13 protein-coding genes are annotated in these 16,371 nt (G+C 65.0%); 8 read left to right on the top strand and 5 right to left on the bottom strand.

Going from position 1 to position 16,371, the window contains the following annotated elements:
- The first annotated feature begins 44 nt into the window (after positions 1–44).
- A complete protein-coding gene (locus tag K2U94_RS18395) occupies positions 45–671 on the top strand; it encodes a GNAT family N-acetyltransferase (protein WP_243068606.1) in 627 nt (208 codons plus the stop codon).
- Between the two features lie 149 nt (positions 672–820).
- A complete protein-coding gene (locus tag K2U94_RS18390; RefSeq protein ID WP_425332536.1) occupies positions 821–3,703 on the top strand; it encodes an EAL domain-containing protein in 2,883 nt (960 codons plus the stop codon).
- Between the two features lie 80 nt (positions 3,704–3,783).
- On the opposite strand, the gene K2U94_RS18385 is transcribed toward K2U94_RS18390, so the two are convergent.
- Both K2U94_RS18385 and K2U94_RS18380 read right to left on the bottom strand, forming a co-directional pair.
- Positions 3,784–5,553, bottom strand: coding sequence for an outer membrane protein assembly factor BamB family protein (locus K2U94_RS18385; protein WP_243068605.1), 1,770 nt, complete (start codon positions 5,551–5,553; stop codon positions 3,784–3,786).
- Between the two features lie 441 nt (positions 5,554–5,994).
- The gene (locus tag K2U94_RS18380; protein ID WP_243068604.1) at positions 5,995–6,591 is read right to left on the bottom strand and encodes a YqgE/AlgH family protein; all 597 of its coding nucleotides are present in this window, start codon (positions 6,589–6,591) and stop codon (positions 5,995–5,997) included.
- An 82-nt stretch (positions 6,592–6,673) separates the two neighbouring features.
- On the opposite strand from K2U94_RS18380, the gene K2U94_RS18375 reads away from it, so the two are divergent.
- The 3 genes from K2U94_RS18375 to K2U94_RS18365 all read left to right on the top strand — a co-directional run bounded on the left by K2U94_RS18375 (position 6,674) and on the right by K2U94_RS18365 (position 8,673).
- Complete coding sequence (locus K2U94_RS18375; protein WP_243068603.1) at positions 6,674–7,504, top strand: protein-disulfide reductase DsbD domain-containing protein; 831 nt, start codon at positions 6,674–6,676, stop codon at positions 7,502–7,504.
- 36 nt (positions 7,505–7,540) lie between these two features.
- Entirely contained in the window at positions 7,541–8,290 is a 750-nt protein-coding gene (locus K2U94_RS18370; protein ID WP_243068913.1) for a 16S rRNA (uracil(1498)-N(3))-methyltransferase, read from the top strand.
- A gap of 77 nt (positions 8,291–8,367) precedes the next feature.
- Entirely contained in the window at positions 8,368–8,673 is a 306-nt protein-coding gene (locus K2U94_RS18365; RefSeq protein ID WP_243068602.1) for a hypothetical protein, read from the top strand.
- A 15-nt stretch (positions 8,674–8,688) separates the two neighbouring features.
- Here K2U94_RS18365 and K2U94_RS18360 read toward each other — a convergent pair whose 3' ends face one another.
- A complete protein-coding gene (locus tag K2U94_RS18360) occupies positions 8,689–10,074 on the bottom strand; it encodes a glutamate--cysteine ligase (protein WP_243068601.1) in 1,386 nt (461 codons plus the stop codon).
- Between the two features lie 235 nt (positions 10,075–10,309).
- On the bottom strand, positions 10,310–12,181 hold the full coding sequence (locus tag K2U94_RS18355) for a monovalent cation:proton antiporter-2 (CPA2) family protein (RefSeq protein WP_243068600.1): 1,872 nt from the start codon (positions 12,179–12,181) through the stop codon (positions 10,310–10,312).
- A 168-nt stretch (positions 12,182–12,349) separates the two neighbouring features.
- Here K2U94_RS18355 and ispH point away from each other — a divergent pair, with 168 nt between their 5' ends.
- Together ispH and cobT are read left to right on the top strand one after the other, a co-directional pair.
- Positions 12,350–13,309: a 4-hydroxy-3-methylbut-2-enyl diphosphate reductase gene (gene ispH / locus K2U94_RS18350; protein WP_243068599.1), complete on the top strand. Its 960-nt coding sequence runs from the start codon at positions 12,350–12,352 to the stop codon at positions 13,307–13,309.
- Positions 13,310–13,365: 56 nt separating this feature from the next.
- Positions 13,366–14,397, top strand: coding sequence for a nicotinate-nucleotide--dimethylbenzimidazole phosphoribosyltransferase (gene cobT, locus K2U94_RS18345; protein ID WP_243068598.1), 1,032 nt, complete (start codon positions 13,366–13,368; stop codon positions 14,395–14,397).
- Positions 14,398–14,607: 210 nt separating this feature from the next.
- On the opposite strand, the gene K2U94_RS18340 is transcribed toward cobT, so the two are convergent.
- A complete protein-coding gene (locus K2U94_RS18340) occupies positions 14,608–15,531 on the bottom strand; it encodes a complex I NDUFA9 subunit family protein (RefSeq protein WP_243068597.1) in 924 nt (307 codons plus the stop codon).
- Positions 15,532–15,931: 400 nt separating this feature from the next.
- Here K2U94_RS18340 and K2U94_RS18335 point away from each other — a divergent pair, with 400 nt between their 5' ends.
- Positions 15,932–16,357 carry a hypothetical protein gene (locus K2U94_RS18335; protein ID WP_243068596.1) on the top strand — a complete coding sequence of 142 codons (426 nt, stop codon included), beginning with the start codon at positions 15,932–15,934 and terminating at the stop codon, positions 16,355–16,357.
- The last annotated feature ends 14 nt before the right edge of the window (positions 16,358–16,371 follow it).

The following is a 16,371-nucleotide window of genomic DNA, read 5'->3' as shown; positions in this document are numbered from 1 at the left end:
GCTAATCAGGCTCCATTCCCGCCGTCGGCCCCCGTGAATCTGCCATGAATCTGTTCGGACTTTCGCGCAAGAAGACGTCTCCCAGTCGCATCGAGGGCGAAGGCCTCTATCTGCGCCCCGCGGTTCCGGGCGATTTCGAATCCTGGCGGCTGCTGCGGGGCGAGAGCCGCGCCTTTCTGACGCCCTGGGAGCCGAGTTGGCCGCTCGACGACCTCACCAGGCCCGCCTTCCTGCGCCGCATCCTGCGCCAGGACCAGGAGCGGGCCGAGGACGAGAGCCATGGCTTTCTGATTTTCCGCGCCGGCGACGACGCTCTTCTCGGCGGGATCACGCTCGGCAATTTGCGCCGCGGCGTCGCTCAATGCGGGACGCTCGGCTATTGGATGGGCGAGAAATATGCCGGCAAGGGCTTTATGACCAAGGCGGTGCGGGCGCTGCTGCGCCACGCCTTTCTCGAAATGGGGCTGCATCGGGTCGAGGCGGCCTGCGCCCCCGAGAACGAGCGCTCACGCCGCCTGCTGGAGCGGCTCGGCTTCCAGCGCGAGGGCTACGCCCGCGCCTATCTCCTGATCGACGGCGCCTGGCAGGACCATCTCCTCTTCGCCATGCTGGAGCGCGATTTTCTGCGCGGCGACCAGCCCGGGAACGCGCTGCCGGAGCGAGCGCCATAAATCCCATGGTCACAGTTTCGACATCAAGCTGGAGCACGGCGGGCCTCTCGCCGGCCGAGCATTTCCGGGCTAGGAAATTGCGGCGATATTTGCGAAAAGCCCTTGCGGCCTTCCGCAGCCGTTGACACCAACTTCCGCTCGAAAGTCGCTTGCGCCCGTTTCGTCTCGTTCTCCTGCTGCTGCCGCTTCTTTTCTCGCTGTTCGGGCCCGGCCCGGCGCAGGCGGTGGAATCGGTGCGCGTGCCGCCGGACGCCCCGGCGATCGATCTGACGCATTGGGTCGAGAAATATTCCAACCAGGGCGACCGTATCCAGGTCTCGACCGCTCCTGGCCCCGACGGCATCATTCGCCGCATCGAGGTCCACGCCCGCGACGCGGGGGCCCATCCCTCCTGGATCGTCTTCGCCCTTACCAACGACACCGACGAGCAGATGGAGCGGCTGATCGTCGCGCCCCATTTCCGCCTCGTCGGCTCCGGCGTGATCTGGCCCGATCTCGGCTCGGAGCGGATCACCGAAATCACCGCGAGCCAGGGCATTCCCCCCGAGAAGGAGGACGTGGACGACGCCGACGTCTTCCGCATCACCCTCGATCCGGGCGCGACCGTCACCTATGTCGCCGAGCTGAAGACGCCCAAGCTTCCGCAGCTCTATCTGTGGGAGCCGGACGCCTATAAGGACAAGACCACCGACCTGACGCTCTACAAAGGCATCGTCATCGGCATTGCGGGCCTGCTCGCCCTGTTCCTGACCATCGTCTTCGTCGTCAAGGGCGCGGTCATCTTCCCGGCCGCGGCCGCGCTCGCCTGGGCGGTGCTCGCCTATATTTCGATCGATTTCGGCTTCTGGGCGAAGATTTTCGGCACCGAGGTCAATGCCGACCGCATCTGGCGCGCCGGCGCGGAAACCGTCCTCGCCGCGACCCTGGTCGTCTTCCTGTTCGCTTATCTCAACCTCAGACGCTGGCATGTCCGCGCCTCCCATGTCGCGGTGGTGTGGATCGCCTTCCTGATCGCTCTCGTCGGCCTCGCGGTCTACGATCCGCCGATCGCCGCCGGCATCGCCCGGATTTCGCTGGCCACCACCGCCGGCGTCGGCTTCATTCTGGTGATCTATCTCGCCACCCATGGGGTCGAGCGCGCGGTGATGCTGATCCCGACCTGGCTCCTGCTGGTGGTCTGGGTCGCGGCGGCGGGCTTCATCGTCAATGGTTCGATCGCCAACGACCTCGCCTCGCCAGCGCTGCTCGGCGGTCTGGTGCTGCTCGTCATGCTCATCGGCTTCACCATCATGCAAAGCGCCTTCGCCTCCGGCGGCGTCGCCATGGGCGCGATCAGCGATGTCGAGCGGAAAGCGCTGGCCCTGACCGGCGCCAGTGACATCATCTTCGACTGGGACGTCATCAACGACCGCATCTTTGTCAGCCCCGAGATCGAGGAGCAGCTCGGCGTGCGGCGCGGCGAACTCGAAGGGCCGGCCTCGTCCTGGCTCAGCCTGCTGCATCCGCTGGAGCGCGACCGCTACCGGACCTGCCTCGACACCGTTCTGGAACAGCGGCGCGGCCGCATCGCCCAGGATTTCCGCTTCCACGCCAGCGACGGTCATTATTTCTGGTTCCGCCTGCGCGCCCGCCCGGTGGTGGGGCCGGAGGGCGACGTGGTGCGGCTGGTCGGCACGCTCACCGACGTGACGGACCAGAAAAACGCCTTCGAGCGCCTGCTGCACGACGCGGTCCACGACAATCTCACCGGCCTGCCCAATCGCGAGATCTTTTTCGACCGGCTGGAGCTGGCCCTGCTCCAGGCCGAGGCCGAGGCCGACAAGCGTCCGACCGTGCTTTGCGTCGACATCGACCGTTTCAACCGCATCATCCAGGCGGTCGGTTCGTCGGCTGGCGATTCGGTCCTGCTCACGGTCGCGCGGCGCCTTGGCCGGCTGCTTCAGCCTCGCGACACTTTGGCGCGCATCGCCGGCGACACTTTCGCGGTGATCCTCGCCTCGGCGGCCACGACCGAGCAGATCGTCCATCTCGCCGACCGCATCCGCCGCACCGTCTCGACGCCGATCACTTTCGCCAATCGCGAAATTCCGCTCTCCGTCTCGGTCGGCGTCGCGCTCTACGATCCGCAATGGCATCCCCGACGCGAAGACATGCTGAAGGACGCCGAAATCGCCATGCGCCACGCCAAGCGCGACGGCGGCGGCCGGATCGAGGTGTTCCGCCCGTCGATGCGCGCCCAGGGCGCGAACCGGCAGGCGCTGGAAAGCGAATTACGCCGGGCGCTGGAGCTCGACGAAATCAAATTGTTCTTCCAGCCGATCGTGAGGCTCGACGATCGCACGGTCGCCGGCTTCGAGGCCTTGCTGCGCTGGGAGCATCCGCGGCTTGGCCGGGTCGAGGCCAGCGAATTCCTGCCTCTCGCCGAGGAGACCGGGCTCATCGTCGATCTTGGACTGTTCGCCATCCAGCGCACGGCGCGCGAACTCGCCGCCTGGCAGAAGGCGCTCGACGTCAATCCGCCGATCTTCGCCTGCGTCGATATTTCCTCACGGCAAATCCTGCGCCATGACCTGCTCGCCGACGTCAAGAACGTCCTGACCAGGGTCAGCGTGCTGCCCGGCTCGCTCAAGCTCGAACTGAACGAGGGCCTGGTGATGGAAAATCCCGAATATGCCGCTCAGATTCTCGGCCGCCTCAAGGAGCTGGGCTCCGGCCTCGCCTTGACCCGGTTCGGCTCCGGCTATTCGTCTCTGGCCTATCTCCAGCGTTTTCCCTTCGACATGATAAGGATCGACCGCGCCTTCGTCCGCCAGGACGCCTTGACCAATCGCGCCGCCATGCTGCGCTCGCTGGTCACGCTCGCCCATGATTTCGGCATGGAGGCGATCGCCGATGGCGCGGAGAACGAATCGGACGTGATCGAATTTTCCCAGATCGGCTGCGAATATGCTTTGGGCTTCGCCTTCGGCCTGCCGTTGAGCGCGGCCGAAGCCCGCAAGCTCGTGGGCGCGGCGGCGGAGCCGGCTATTTGATCCGACGGGGAAAGGCCAGGCTTTTCACCGCCGGCATTCAATAAGGAATATCGAGTCGTCTCGCTTTCGCTTCGCTTCTGTTATGGCAAGCCGAGAACGGTGACTTTCGCCGTGGTGATTTCGGTCGGCCACAACACTTCCGTCAGTCCGGTCGCGGCCGCGACGCGCTGGCCCGCGCCCGTGTCATAGGTGATCACGCCGCCGCCAATGGCGCCGCCGATCTTCCGGCCCCACAATTTCTGACCGGTGTCGGCGTCGAGGACATAGAAGTTCCCGCCCATGTCGCCAAAGAACACGACGTCGCCGGCGGTCGGCGTCACGCCGCTCTGCACCGGATAGTTCGATTTGGCGCGCCAGCGCCAGGCCCCGGTGTCGGCGTCGACGGCGGTCACCCAGCCCGCCCAGTCGAAGACGGGATCCTGCTTGCCCCACATGTTGTATGGATTGATCGACGCCTCTCCCGACCACGGCTTGCCGAGCGCCGTGCCCTGCAATTGGCCTTTCGACTGCAGCGTGACGGTGGTGCACCATTCCACCTCGCCGACCATGATCGTGTTGTTCCGCGGATCGAAGGCCGGCCCGTTCCATTCCGCGCCTCCGATCGACCCCGGGCAGAAATGAACGGATCGCCCTTCGGCGAAGGCGGCGTCGGCGTTTTCCACCTTGGTCATCGGCACGCGATAGAGCAGCGCCGCATCGCTTAAATCGAAGCCGTAGAGATGTCCGTCCTTGGGCGCCACCGCGAGGACGTTTTTTCCGCTCGCGGTTTTGATCAGGGCCGGCGCGCTGGAGACGTCCCAGTCGTGCCAATCCTTGGGCACGATCTTGAAATGGGACTTGTAGGCCCCGGTTCTGGCGTCGAGCACCACCACCGAACCCGTATAGAGATTCGAACCCTCGCGCATGCCGGCCGCGAAATCGGGGGCGGGATTGCCGCCGGGCACATAGAGCAGGCCCTTGTCCGGGTCGAGCGTGTAGGACGTCCAGGTCGCGCCGCCGGTGATCGGGGATCCTGGCGGCGTTTTCCACGTAGAGAGATCGAGCGGCGAGGCGCCTTCCGGCCCGCGCACCGGGTCGTCCGCCTGTCTGGGCACGAGATAGAATTCCCAGACGATCTTGCCGGTCTTGGCGTCGAGGGCGTACATGCGACCCTTCACGCCCTTGATGTCGCCGCCGGCATTGCCGATGAACACCAATCCGTTCCAGGCGATCGGCGCGGCGGGCGTGCTTTCACCCTTTTTCGGATCGGCGACGCGGGTTTCCCAGAGTTTGGCGCCCGTGTTGAAATCATAGGCGAGCACCCGCCCGTCCTGCGTCCCGCGAAACACCGCGCCGTCGAGAAAAGCGGGGCCTCGGTTCACATCCTGCGGCGTAGCCGGCGTGTAATTCTCGTGAACGCGCCATTTCAACTGGCAGGTGTTCGCGTCGATGGAAAAAATGTCATATTCGGTCGAGAACAGCAGCGATCCCTTGACTTCAAGCAGGCCGGTGTTGAACCCGGTGTATTGGCCGGTGTCATAGGTGCAAAGCGGCTTCAGTTGTCCGGCGTTGGCCTTGTTGATGCCTGAAAGCGGCGAGAAGCGGTTGGACGTCAGGGTCTTGTTGTAGCTCGTCCAATCGTCTGTTCCGCGGGCCGGGGGCTGGGCTCCCGCGGCCGGGGAAGCCGCCGGCTTCGCGCCAGGCGCCATTTCGACCGTCAACTTGCCCTTGGGCGCCGAGGCGTAGCGCACATAATTGATCCCCATCGCGGCGATCGGAACGAATTCGTCCCATTTCAGATAAATCGCCGCGGCGCCGGCCACGCCCACGACGGCGATTGTTCCGAGGAGGACGGATTTCGTGCGGTTCATGGGGTTTCCCTTTTCTCGATTCGGGCCGTTTCACACGGTGGGGCGGCATCCGGGCTCGGGATTGCTTTCCTCGCGAAGGCGAATAAAGAAAGAAATGCAATAGACATAGCGTCATTGAGCAACGGCTATTTTCCGCTTTTTATAGTAACGCCTCACTGCAAACGTTTTCTGACGCTTGGCAAAGTGCATGTCGGCTTTTTGGCCGGACGAGGCTATCTATATTCGACGTGCTACAACTAGGTTTGTTCCAACATCAAGCCATAAAAATTTGGAGCTCTGACGTGTTGAAGGCCACAAGCTCCGAATAAGCGCATGAATGGACGGGACCTGTCGCTCGGCGTCCGGCGCGCCAATGGGGCGAATGGGGTTGATCGGCGGCGACAGCTTCGACGCCATGTGCGCGCCTGTCGGCGACAACGGCCTGACGGGCCCGGGCGCCCGTCAGGCGTGGCCGGCCTCGTCGGCCAAAAACCTCAGATCGACCCCGATCGCCCCCAGCGCGTGTTCATATTTGGCTTCGTGCTCGGCGTCGAACAAAAGGGTGGGATCGGCCGGACAGATCATCCAGCTGTTGGCGAGGATCTCCTTTTCGAGCTGGCCGGGCGACCAGCCGGCATAGCCCAGGGCCAGCACCGCCTTTCGCGGTCCCTGGCCATGCGCGATGGCGCGCAGGACGTCGAGCGTCGCGGTCATCGAGACGCCATCGTCGATCGCCATGGTGGCGTCCTCGGCGCGGTAATCGGCTGAATGGAGGACGAAGCCGCGGCTCGCGTCCACCGGCCCGCCGGAGAGGACGCGCTGGTCGCCGACGGATTCGGCGAGGCGCGTCGCGTCGCCCGAATCGATCACCTTGAGTTGCAGGAGAAGATCGACCAAATTGACGCCCGGCGCGGGGTGGTTGACGATGATTCCCATCGCTCCTTCCTCGGAATGAGCGCAGACATAGACCACCGATCGGTTGAAATGGGCGTCCTGCAGGCTGGGCATGGCCACGAGGCATTTGCCTTCGAGAAATGGATTGGGTTCTGTCGTATTCACTGTCGCGCCCTTGCTCCGCGCCCGGCGCGTCCGGCGGGAAGGTCGGACGCCGGCGCTACGGCTTCAGGAGACATGCTAAAGGATGAACGCGCAAAGTGAAGCCCCATCGTCGTCGATCCTCCGCCGCGCCACAATGGCGGCCGCGCTGGCGCTGGCCCTCACGGGCGCCGCGCGGGCGGGCGATTGGGTCGCGGGGCCGAAATCCGAGGCGCGGCTGGTCGATGGCGGCGTTTACAATGGCGCCCGCTATGCCGTGGCGCAGATCCGCCTGGCGGGCGCGGCGGTGACCTATTGGCGCGATCCGGGCGAAGCCGGCGCGCCGCCGACGTTCGATTTCGCCGGCTCCGACAATCTCGACGGCGCCGCAGTTCTTTATCCCCAGCCGGCGCGGATCGACGAGGACGGCTCGCTCGCTATCGGTTACCAGCATCAGGTCGCCTTCCCGATCCGGGTGACGCCGGCGGATCCGCAAAAGCCGGTGACGCTCGACCTTCGCCTCGATTATGCGGTCTGCGACAAGATCTGCATTCCCGTTCACGCCCAGTTGAGCGAGGTCCTCGCGCCTCAGCCTCAGGCGCCCGACAGCGCGCTGCTCGAAAGCGCGATGAAGGATGTGCCCAAGCCGCTCGACGGCGAAACCGCGGCGAGTCAGGCCAGCGTCGAGCCGGCGCCGCCCGCCGGCGGCAAGCCGCAATGGCGGGTCGCGATTCTCGGCGGCGAGGCTCGCGACCTGTTCGTCGAGCCGCCTGACGGCTTTTATTTCGACGTCAAACCGGCGAAAGCCAAGAACGCCTTTCTCCTGACCCTGGTCCAGCATCCCGCCAAAAGGATGCGGCCCGAGGCGCCCTTGCGCGTGACGATCGCCGGACCGGCGCCGGTGGAGTTCAACCTCTCGCTCCCCGCCCGGAACTGACGCCGCGAACCGATGTCGCAAACTGTGTCGCAAACTATGTCGCGCCTGGATTTCACCACCCAACGCCTCTGGCTGGCGGCGCCGCTCGCCGCCGCCGCTCTGGTCGAACTCACCCGCGAACAGGCCAATTATCTCGTCAATGTCCTGCGGCTCGGCGAAGGCGCGCAACTTCTGGTCTTCAATGGCCGCGACGGCGAATGGCGCGCAACGCTCGCGCCGCAGGGCAGGAAAGGCGCTGTCCTTAGAATCGAGGCGCAAAGCCGGCCGCAGGAAGGCCTGCCCGATCTCGATTATCTGTTCGCGCCGCTGAAACACGCAAGACTCGATTATATGGCGCAAAAGGCGGTGGAGATGGGCGCGCGGCGGCTGCGCCCGGTTCTGACCCGCCGCACCCAGGCGAGCCGGGTCAACCTGGACCGGATGCGCGCCAATGTCGTCGAGGCCGCCGAGCAATGCGGCCTGCTCGCCCTCGCCGAAGTTCTGGAGCCGGAAAGCCTGGAGGCGGCGCTCGGGAACTGGCCGCAGGACCGGCTGCTGATTTTTTGCGATGAGGCGGCGGAAATCGCCGACCCGCTCGACGCTCTGCGCGAGGCCGGCGCGGATTTTGCCAAATTCGCCGTCCTGATTGGCCCCGAAGGCGGCTTCGACGAATCCGAACGCGCACGCCTGGCGCGAATTGCTCCTGTCGCGCGCATTTCGCTTGGTCCGCGCGTGCTGCGCGCCGACACCGCCGCCGTCGCCGCGTTGGCGCTGGTCCAGGCCGTACTCGGGGACTGGCGCGGCTGAACCGGTCGTCCCGCCCCGCCGACATGATCTCGCCATCATGTTGGGGTCAAAAACGGTCCATGACAGAAAGATTCGGGATGCCCGGGAAGATTCGGGAACCGTCAGCCGCGCGGCGGCTGTTCGGCTGGACGGCTTTGACGCTTATGGCGCTGGCGCCGGCGTCCGCCTTCGCGGCGGAGGGTTTTTTCGAATTCGACGCGCCTTTCGTGCTGGCGCGGCCGTCATTCAGCGGCGAAACCCGCATTCCGGCCGCCCGTCCGCCAGCGTCCGGTCCGGCGCGCGCCAATTACATGGAGCGCAATAATGACTTGGAGCGCAATGCGGAAAGCGCCCAGCCGGAAGGCCGCCTGCGCCTGAAGCCCATGGCGTTCGGTGGGATGTAAGGCTTCCCGGGCTTTTTAGTAAATGCATTCCCGGAAAGCGGGCAGGACGCTCTCCTTCCAGGCGCCGTGATAGAGCGCCAGCCGCTTTTGCGCCAGATTCTCGCCCGTCGCCGCGATCTCTTCCAAAACCGCGAGATATTGAGTTTCGTCCCGGCCGTGCTGGTCGAGGCGCATGCGGCGTTCCAGTCCCGCGCGCGCGAGCGGCATGATGTCGCGCGCCAGATCCAGCAGGCTGCGGCCGCGGATTTTTGCCGCCAGGCCCGTGCGCGGAGCGGCCTTGCGCAGATCGTCACGATCCTGCGCGGAAAAATCCTTCACCAGATCCCAGGCCGCGGCGCTGGCCTCGCGGTCGTAGCACAGGCCCCCGCAAAGCGCGGTGAAGGCGAGGATATGGGCGCGCGGCCCGACGTCGGCCCCGCGCATCTCCATATAGCGTTTGAGACGCACTTCCGGAAAAATCGTCGAAAGATGGTTGGCCCAGTCGGAGATCGTGGCGAATTCGCCCGGCAATTGCGGCAGCTTTCCCGCCAGCAGGTCGCGGAACGAGGCCCCGGCGACATCATGATAGACGTCGCCGCGCTTGACGAAATACATCGGCACGTCGAGCGCGTAATCGACATAACGCTCGAAACCCATGCCCGGCTCGAACACGAAGGGCAGCATGCCGGTGCGGTCGGGATCGGTGTCGGTCCAGATCTGCGAGCGCATGGAGAGGAAGCCGTTGGGCTTGCCGTCGGTGAAAGGCGAATTGGCGAACAGCGCGGTGAAAAGCGGTTGCAGGCTCAAGGCCAGCCGCATTTTCGCGACCATGTCGGCTTCGGAGGCGAAATCGAGATTGGTCTGCACGGTGGAGGTGCGGAACATCATATCGAGGCCGAGACCGCCGACGCTCGGCATGTAGCGCGCCATGATCCGGTAGCGCTGCTTGGGCATGACCGGCGTCTCCTCGCGCCGCCACAGGGGGCTCATGCCGAGATCGAGGAAATCGACTCCGAACCGCTCGCAAAAGGGGGCGAGCGCCGCGAAATGGGCGTCCAGTTCGGCGCGAGTCTGATGGACATCGTCGAGTGGGGCGCCGGACAGCTCGAACTGTCCGCCCGGCTCCAGCGAGATCGCGCCGCCGCCGGCGGGATCGTAAAGCCCGATCAAGGCGCCGGCGTCCTCTATTGGTTCCCAGCCCGAGGCCGCCTGGAGCCCTTCGAGCAAAGCGCGCACGCCGGCGCCGCCGAGTTCGGGGCGGCCGTCATAGGGCAGGGGAGAACAATCCGCGCGGTAAAAGGGAATTTTTTCGTGCTCGGTCCCGATCCGGAACGGCCCCTCCGGCTTGCAGCCGTCCTCCAGCCAGCCGACCAGTTCGTCGCGCGACGAGATCACCTGTTCATCGTTAAGGTCACGCGCCATGTGCGGCTTTCACAAGGAGTTTCTCGCCCGGCGGAAGCCAGGCCGTCTGTAGATGGGAATCCGGCGCCGGGAGGCGCCTCGCTGCGGCGACGGCGTTGATAAACCTTTGCGGCGGGCGCCGCAATCGCGCGCCATAGGGATCGCGGCGTGCGTTTTCGCCAACAAAAATCCGATATAAGCAGGATTTGCGCCAGACAAGGGCCTGACGCGGCCATTCGAAATTATTAAGAATTTCTCATTCGGCGGCGCCTTCGACGATGTCCCGGCTTTCCGGGGTCAGGCCCTGCGACTTGCCGGCCGGCCTGACCAGGGGCTCGGGGTTGAGGCGCGGCTGGTCGGGCGCGAAAAAGGGCGGCGGCGGCGCGCCGCCCGCCTGCTGGATTGCGAGCCGGTCGAGGTCGCGGGCGCGGGCGGCCTCCACCGCCTCGCGGCCGGCGTCGGGGTCGCCGCGCAATTCGGCGATCGCCGCCCCGCCGAAACTCAGCGCTGATTCGAGCGTCTCGCGAATCTGGTAATCGGCGCCGCGCTCGAGCAGATCGATGGCGTGGATGCGGTCATAGGCGCGGGCGAAGATCTTCGCGACCGGAAAATTGTCGCGGGCGAGAGCGACGATCGCATTGGCGATGTCGCGGTCGCCGACGCAGATGGCGATGATGCGCGCCTCGCCCGCGCCCGCCGCGCGCAGGACGTCGAGCCGGCAGCCGTCGCCGTAATAGACCTTGAAGCCGAATTTGCCGGCGTCGCGGATGCGCTTGACCGAGGAATCGATCACCGTCACATCGATGCGCTCGGCGAGCAGCGGCTGCACCGCGATCTGGCCGAAGCGGCCGAAGCCGATCACCAGCACGTTGCCACGCCGCTCCTTGGGAACGGGCGGCGGCGGCGGTTCGCCGGCGCCTTCGGGCGGGGGCGCGCGGCGCTCGAATTTCGCGGCGACGCGTTCCGTCGCCTTGGCGAAGAACGGCCCGGCGACCATGGTGATCGCGGCGAGCGCCGACAGCAGGCTCGATTCCGCCGCCGACATCAGGCCAGCCCCCGCGGCGAGGGGAAAAATGGCGAAGGAAAATTCGCCGGCCGGGGTGAGGACGCCCGCCGCGCTTAAGGAATCGCGGGCGGACGAGCCGGTCAGGCGGAACAGGACGAAGCCGATGATGAGTTTCGCCCCGAGAATGGCGAGCGCCGCCCCCGCGAGCAGGCCGAGCCTTTCGCCGACCAGGCCGATATCCACCGACATGCCGACCGACATGAAGAACAGGCCCATCAGCAGGCCGCGAAAGGGCTCGATATCGGCTTCGAGCTGATGGCGGAAATTCGATTCCGACAGCAGCAGTCCGGCGAGAAAGGCGCCGAGCGCCATCGACATGCCGACCGCCTGCATCAGCACCGCCGCGCCGAGCACGATGAACAAAGCCGCCGCGGTGAGGATTTCACGCGCCCCCGCCCGAGCCAGCAGGCGGAACAGGGGATTGAGCGCGTAATGGCCGGCGAGGATGACGAAGGAAAGCGCCGCGAAGGCCCATGAAATATGGAGCAAAGCGTCATGCATCGAGCCGGCGAGCGAACCCGAGGCGGGGCCGCCGCCGAGCAGCGGAATGAGCGCCAGAACCGGCGCGACGGCTATGTCCTGCGCCAGCAGGACCGCGAAGGCGCGGCGGCCGTAGCCGGTCTGGGCGTCGCCGCGCTCCTCCAGCAATTGCATGGCGATGGTCGTGGCGGAAAAGGCGAGCGCCAGCCCCGCCGCCAGCGCCCCGAACATGTTGAGATGGAGGAAATGTTGCGCCGCGACGATCAGGGGGGCGGCGGTGAAGACCATCTGGCCGACCCCGATCAGGCCAATGTCGCGGCGAAGCGCATAAAGCCGCTGGGGTTTCAGCGACAGGCCGATGAGAAAGAGCAGCAGGACGACGCCGAGCTGGGATATGTTGAGGGTCGTCCGGGGGTCGTGGATCAGCCCCAGTCCGGAGGGGCCGATGGCGAGGCCGGCGACGAGATAGCCGATCACCGAGCCGAGCCCGGCGAAGCGGAACGAGGGCGCGAAAAGGATCGCTGCGGCAAGAAGAATCAGGATCGGGACGAGGAAGCTCGTCTCGCTGCTCAGTTCCGGCATGTGGCCCGCTGGAGATGTTAGAAAGGCGACGATTCGCCGCGCCCGCACGGCTTAAGGAAGGATAGAGGCGAAACGGCGGCGCGGGAAACGAATTTGCGCCCCGGGTCCGTGGCTTGACATCGCGGCGGAGGGCGCCCACAACAATCCCGCGATCCCCAGAGGCTCCGGATGAGCGACAAGCCCAAACTCAATGTCTATCTCTGCGCGCCGCGCGGCTTTTGCGCCGGCGTCGTTCGCGCGATCGACGTCGTCGAACAGGCCCTGCGCAAATTCGGCGCGCCGATTTATGTGCGCCACGAGATCGTCCATAACCGCTATGTGGTCGAGGGGCTGAAGCGCAAGGGCGCGATTTTCGTCGAGGATCTGGCCGAAGTTCCCGACGGCGCCGCGCCGGTGGTCTTTTCCGCTCATGGCGTGCCGAAATCCGTGCCGGAAGAGGCCGGGCGGCGCAATCTCCGGGCGATCGACGCCACCTGCCCGCTGGTCACCAAGGTCCATCGCGAGGCCGAAATCCATTTCCGCCGCGGCCGCAAGATCGTGCTGGTCGGTCATCGGGGCCATATCGAAGTGGTGGGCACCATGGGCCAGTTACCCGAGGGCGCGGTCGTCCTGGTCGAGAAGCCCGAGGATGTCGCCCGCCTGACCTTTTCGCCGGACGAGCCTCTGGCCTATGTCACCCAGACCACTTTGTCGATGGACGACATGGCGGAAGTCGTCGCCGCCTTGCGCGAAAAATATCCCCGGATCGTCGAGCCGCACAAGCAGGACATCTGCTATGCGACCACCAACCGCCAGCAGGCGGTGAAGGAAATCGCCGGCAAGGTCGACGCCTTCATCGTCGTCGGCTCGCCCAATTCCTCCAATTCGCAGCGTCTGAGGGAAGTAGCCGAGCGCCATGGCTGCCGCCGCGCCCAGCTCGTTCCCCGCGCGGCCGACATCGATTGGAGCCTGCTTGAAGGCGTGGCCGCGATCGGGGTCACCGCCGGGGCCTCGGCGCCCGAGGTGCTGGTCGAGGAAATCCTCGACGCCCTCGCCGAGAAATATGAGCTGATCCTCGACACCATCACCACCGCCACCGAGGACGTGTCCTTCCCCCTGCCGCGCGAATTGCGCGAACGCGTGGCCTGACCCTCGCGCCTCGTGAAATTTCTCCTTGAGCGCGCGCCGCCTCGAATTCGTGACCTATGCAAAAAGACCCTTCCGCCGAACATCCCTTCGACGCCTTCCGCGCTTTGCTCGCCCAGATGCCTTCGGCTTCGATGGAGTCCGTCGAAGCGGTTCGCGCGCGCGACATAAAACTCACCAAGCCGCCGGGCGCGCTCGGCCGTCTGGAGGAGATCGTCGAATGGCTCGCCGCCTGGCAGGGGCGGCCTGAGCCGAAGCTCGATCGCCCGACGGTCGTGGTTTTCGCCGCCAATCACGGCGTCGTCGCCCAGGGCGTCTCGCCTTATCCGCCGAGCGTGACCGCGCAGATGCTCACGAATTTCTCGGCCGGCGGCGCCGCGGTGAACCAGATCTGCGCCGTCAACGGCGCCGGGCTGAAGGTTTTCGAACTCGCGCTCAACATGCCGACCAAGGACATTACCGAAGCTCCGGCGATGGAGTCCCGCGAATGCGCGGCGACCATCGCCTATGGCATGGAGGCGATCGCCGGCGGCGCCGACCTGCTGGCGCTCGGCGAAATGGGCATAGGCAACACCACGGTCGCCGCCGCGATCTATCATGTTCTTTACGGCGGCGAGGCCGAGGACTGGGTCGGGCGCGGAACCGGCGTCGACGACGAAGGTTTGAAGCGCAAGGCGGACGCGGTGCGCCGCGCCGTGGCCCTGCACAAGGATTTTCTCGACGACCCGTTCGAATTGCTGCGCCGGCTCGGCGGGCGCGAGATCGCGGCCATGGCGGGCGCCATTCTCGCCGCGCGCATGGAGCGCACGCCGGTTCTGCTCGACGGCTATGTCGTCTGCGCGGCGGCAGCCGTGCTCCACGCCCTCGATCCCGCGAGCCTCGACCATTGCCTCGCCGGCCATGTCTCGGCCGAGGGCGCCCATGCGAAAGTGCTGGAAAAGCTCGGCAAGAAGCCGCTGCTCGACCTCGGCATGCGGCTCGGCGAAGGCTCCGGCGCGGCGCTGGCGATCGGATTGGTCAAGGCGGCACTGGCCTGCCATCAGGATATGGCGACGTTCGATTCGGCCGGCGTGGACAATAAGGACGCGTGAAGCGCGGTTCACGTTGATGGGAACCGCGAGTGGTCGAAACCCGCCACTTGACGGCCTCGCCAGATGGCTGCGTTCGGCTCGTTGCCGACCTTCCTGATCGGGTCGGCGACCGTCTCATGTTGACCCATCTCGGACGTCGGATGGCTGGCTGCGCGCGGATGTCGCGCGCGAACCGTCAGCCGTTGCAGCGGATTAACCGAGGAGCCTCTATCATTCGCAATTCGACAGCATCTTCTGGAGTATTGCCTCGACCGAGTGCGGCGAAATCCCAAGTTCAACAAATCCTGGCGTCTCCGGCGATGACACGGTGTCGATTTGCATCAGTTCCACTTGATTGCGCGTGAGGAGCGGGGTTGGGAACATTTCGGAGGCCCATGCAAGCGCATTCCAAACGGCAAACGGGATTGGAATCAGTCGTGGCGCAAGTCCAGCTTGGTGCGCAACGGCCCGAAGAAACTCCTCGTAAGAGTAGACGCGCGGGCCGCCAAACTCGAAGATCATTGAAGGCGTTACCGCTCGCTGCATGGTCCGGCCAACCGCCTCGGCAACATCCTCCACATAGGCCGGCTGCAATTTCGTCAGGCCGCGGCCGAACATCGGATAGATCGGAAGCTGGCGGAGAAGCCTGAGGATGGTCGTGAGAAACGCGTCGTCCGGTCCGAACATCACCGACGGGCGGACGAAAAGTGCATTGCCGAAGGCGTCCCGGACCGCCAGTTCGCCTTCGCCGCGCTTTCGGATGTACCGTGATCGTGAGGCGGCATCGGCGCCGATTCCTGAAATGTGAATAAGCCGATCGACACCGGCACGGAGGGCTTGAGCCGCTATCCGTCGGGCGGCATCGACGTGAACGGAATGAAAAGTCTCCTGTCCATGTTCGACGTAAAGGCTAACCGCGTTTACAACGCCGTAGGCGCCGGCAAGCGCATCTGCGACGGACCGTTCGTCGTAAATGTTGGCCCCTACGGATTGAAGGTGCGGATCATCAGGACCAAACAATCCGTGCCCCCGATCCGGATGCCTTGACGCGGCCCGAACAGAAAATCCATGAGAGCGCAGATGCCGAACGATGCGGCGGCCGAGGAAGCCGGTTCCGCCGAACACGGTGACGGTCTGATCATTCGTTGCCGCCATGATTCGAATTCGCCAATTCAGGTGGGATCGAACGGCCCTCTGGATGCGGTGGGCCTCCGCCGTTAGCTATCGTTTCTTTGCTGGCGCGACCGAAAGCACGGCTGCCGCGCCTTCCGGGTTGATGTTGAAGGGCAAGAATATCGATGGCTCATTGCATGGATTTCGCGGATAGTCGGAGCACCATACGCTCTCACAGCGCCTCTTGGAATAGCAGGCGCCTTTGGGTTTGTTTTGGATGGAAAACATAGAGCAGAGGCGATCCGCAGGCTCAGCTTCAGATTGACAAGGCCGCAGTTTCATTGTGCTTCGTAAACGGCCTCTATCCGCTGAACACGCGGGTTCGTTCCGCAAACGCGGAATTTCCGTTCATGGCGCGATCCTGCCCTTGCTGGCGGCGCTCATGGCGGTCCGCAATCCGCCGTTTTGCGTCATTCATGTTTTCCCGGGACATGATGCGAATTCACCAATTGCAGCAAGGGTGCAGAGGAGCGGCAGGATGGGCTCGAACCGGCGGCGCTGGGGTCGGTTGGGCTTTCGCCGCCGTCGCTGTGTCCGGCGGCCCCCGCACAGCGAAAAAATTCAATCATCGGTTGCAAAATGGCAGGAAAAAACAGTGAAAAAGCGCGCGATTTTTTGCAAATTCGCGCCATTTTCGCGCAAAAAAACGGCTATTTTCACCCCTTGCAACCGCGCGGTTGTGCGCGAACCTCCCGCCGCCAGCGGATTTTCGCACCCGGCGAAGCGGCGCGCGCGCGCCGGTTTTCCCTTCGCGCGCAGCGACGAATATGGCGTCAGAACAATATCTTATTCGAATAGGCGCCTTTGAGTCCTTAAGCGAAC

Source organism: Candidatus Rhodoblastus alkanivorans (assembly GCF_022760755.1).
Classification (GTDB): Bacteria; Pseudomonadota; Alphaproteobacteria; order Rhizobiales; family Beijerinckiaceae; genus Rhodoblastus; species Rhodoblastus alkanivorans.
This window is presented reverse-complemented; position numbering and strand designations above follow the sequence as displayed.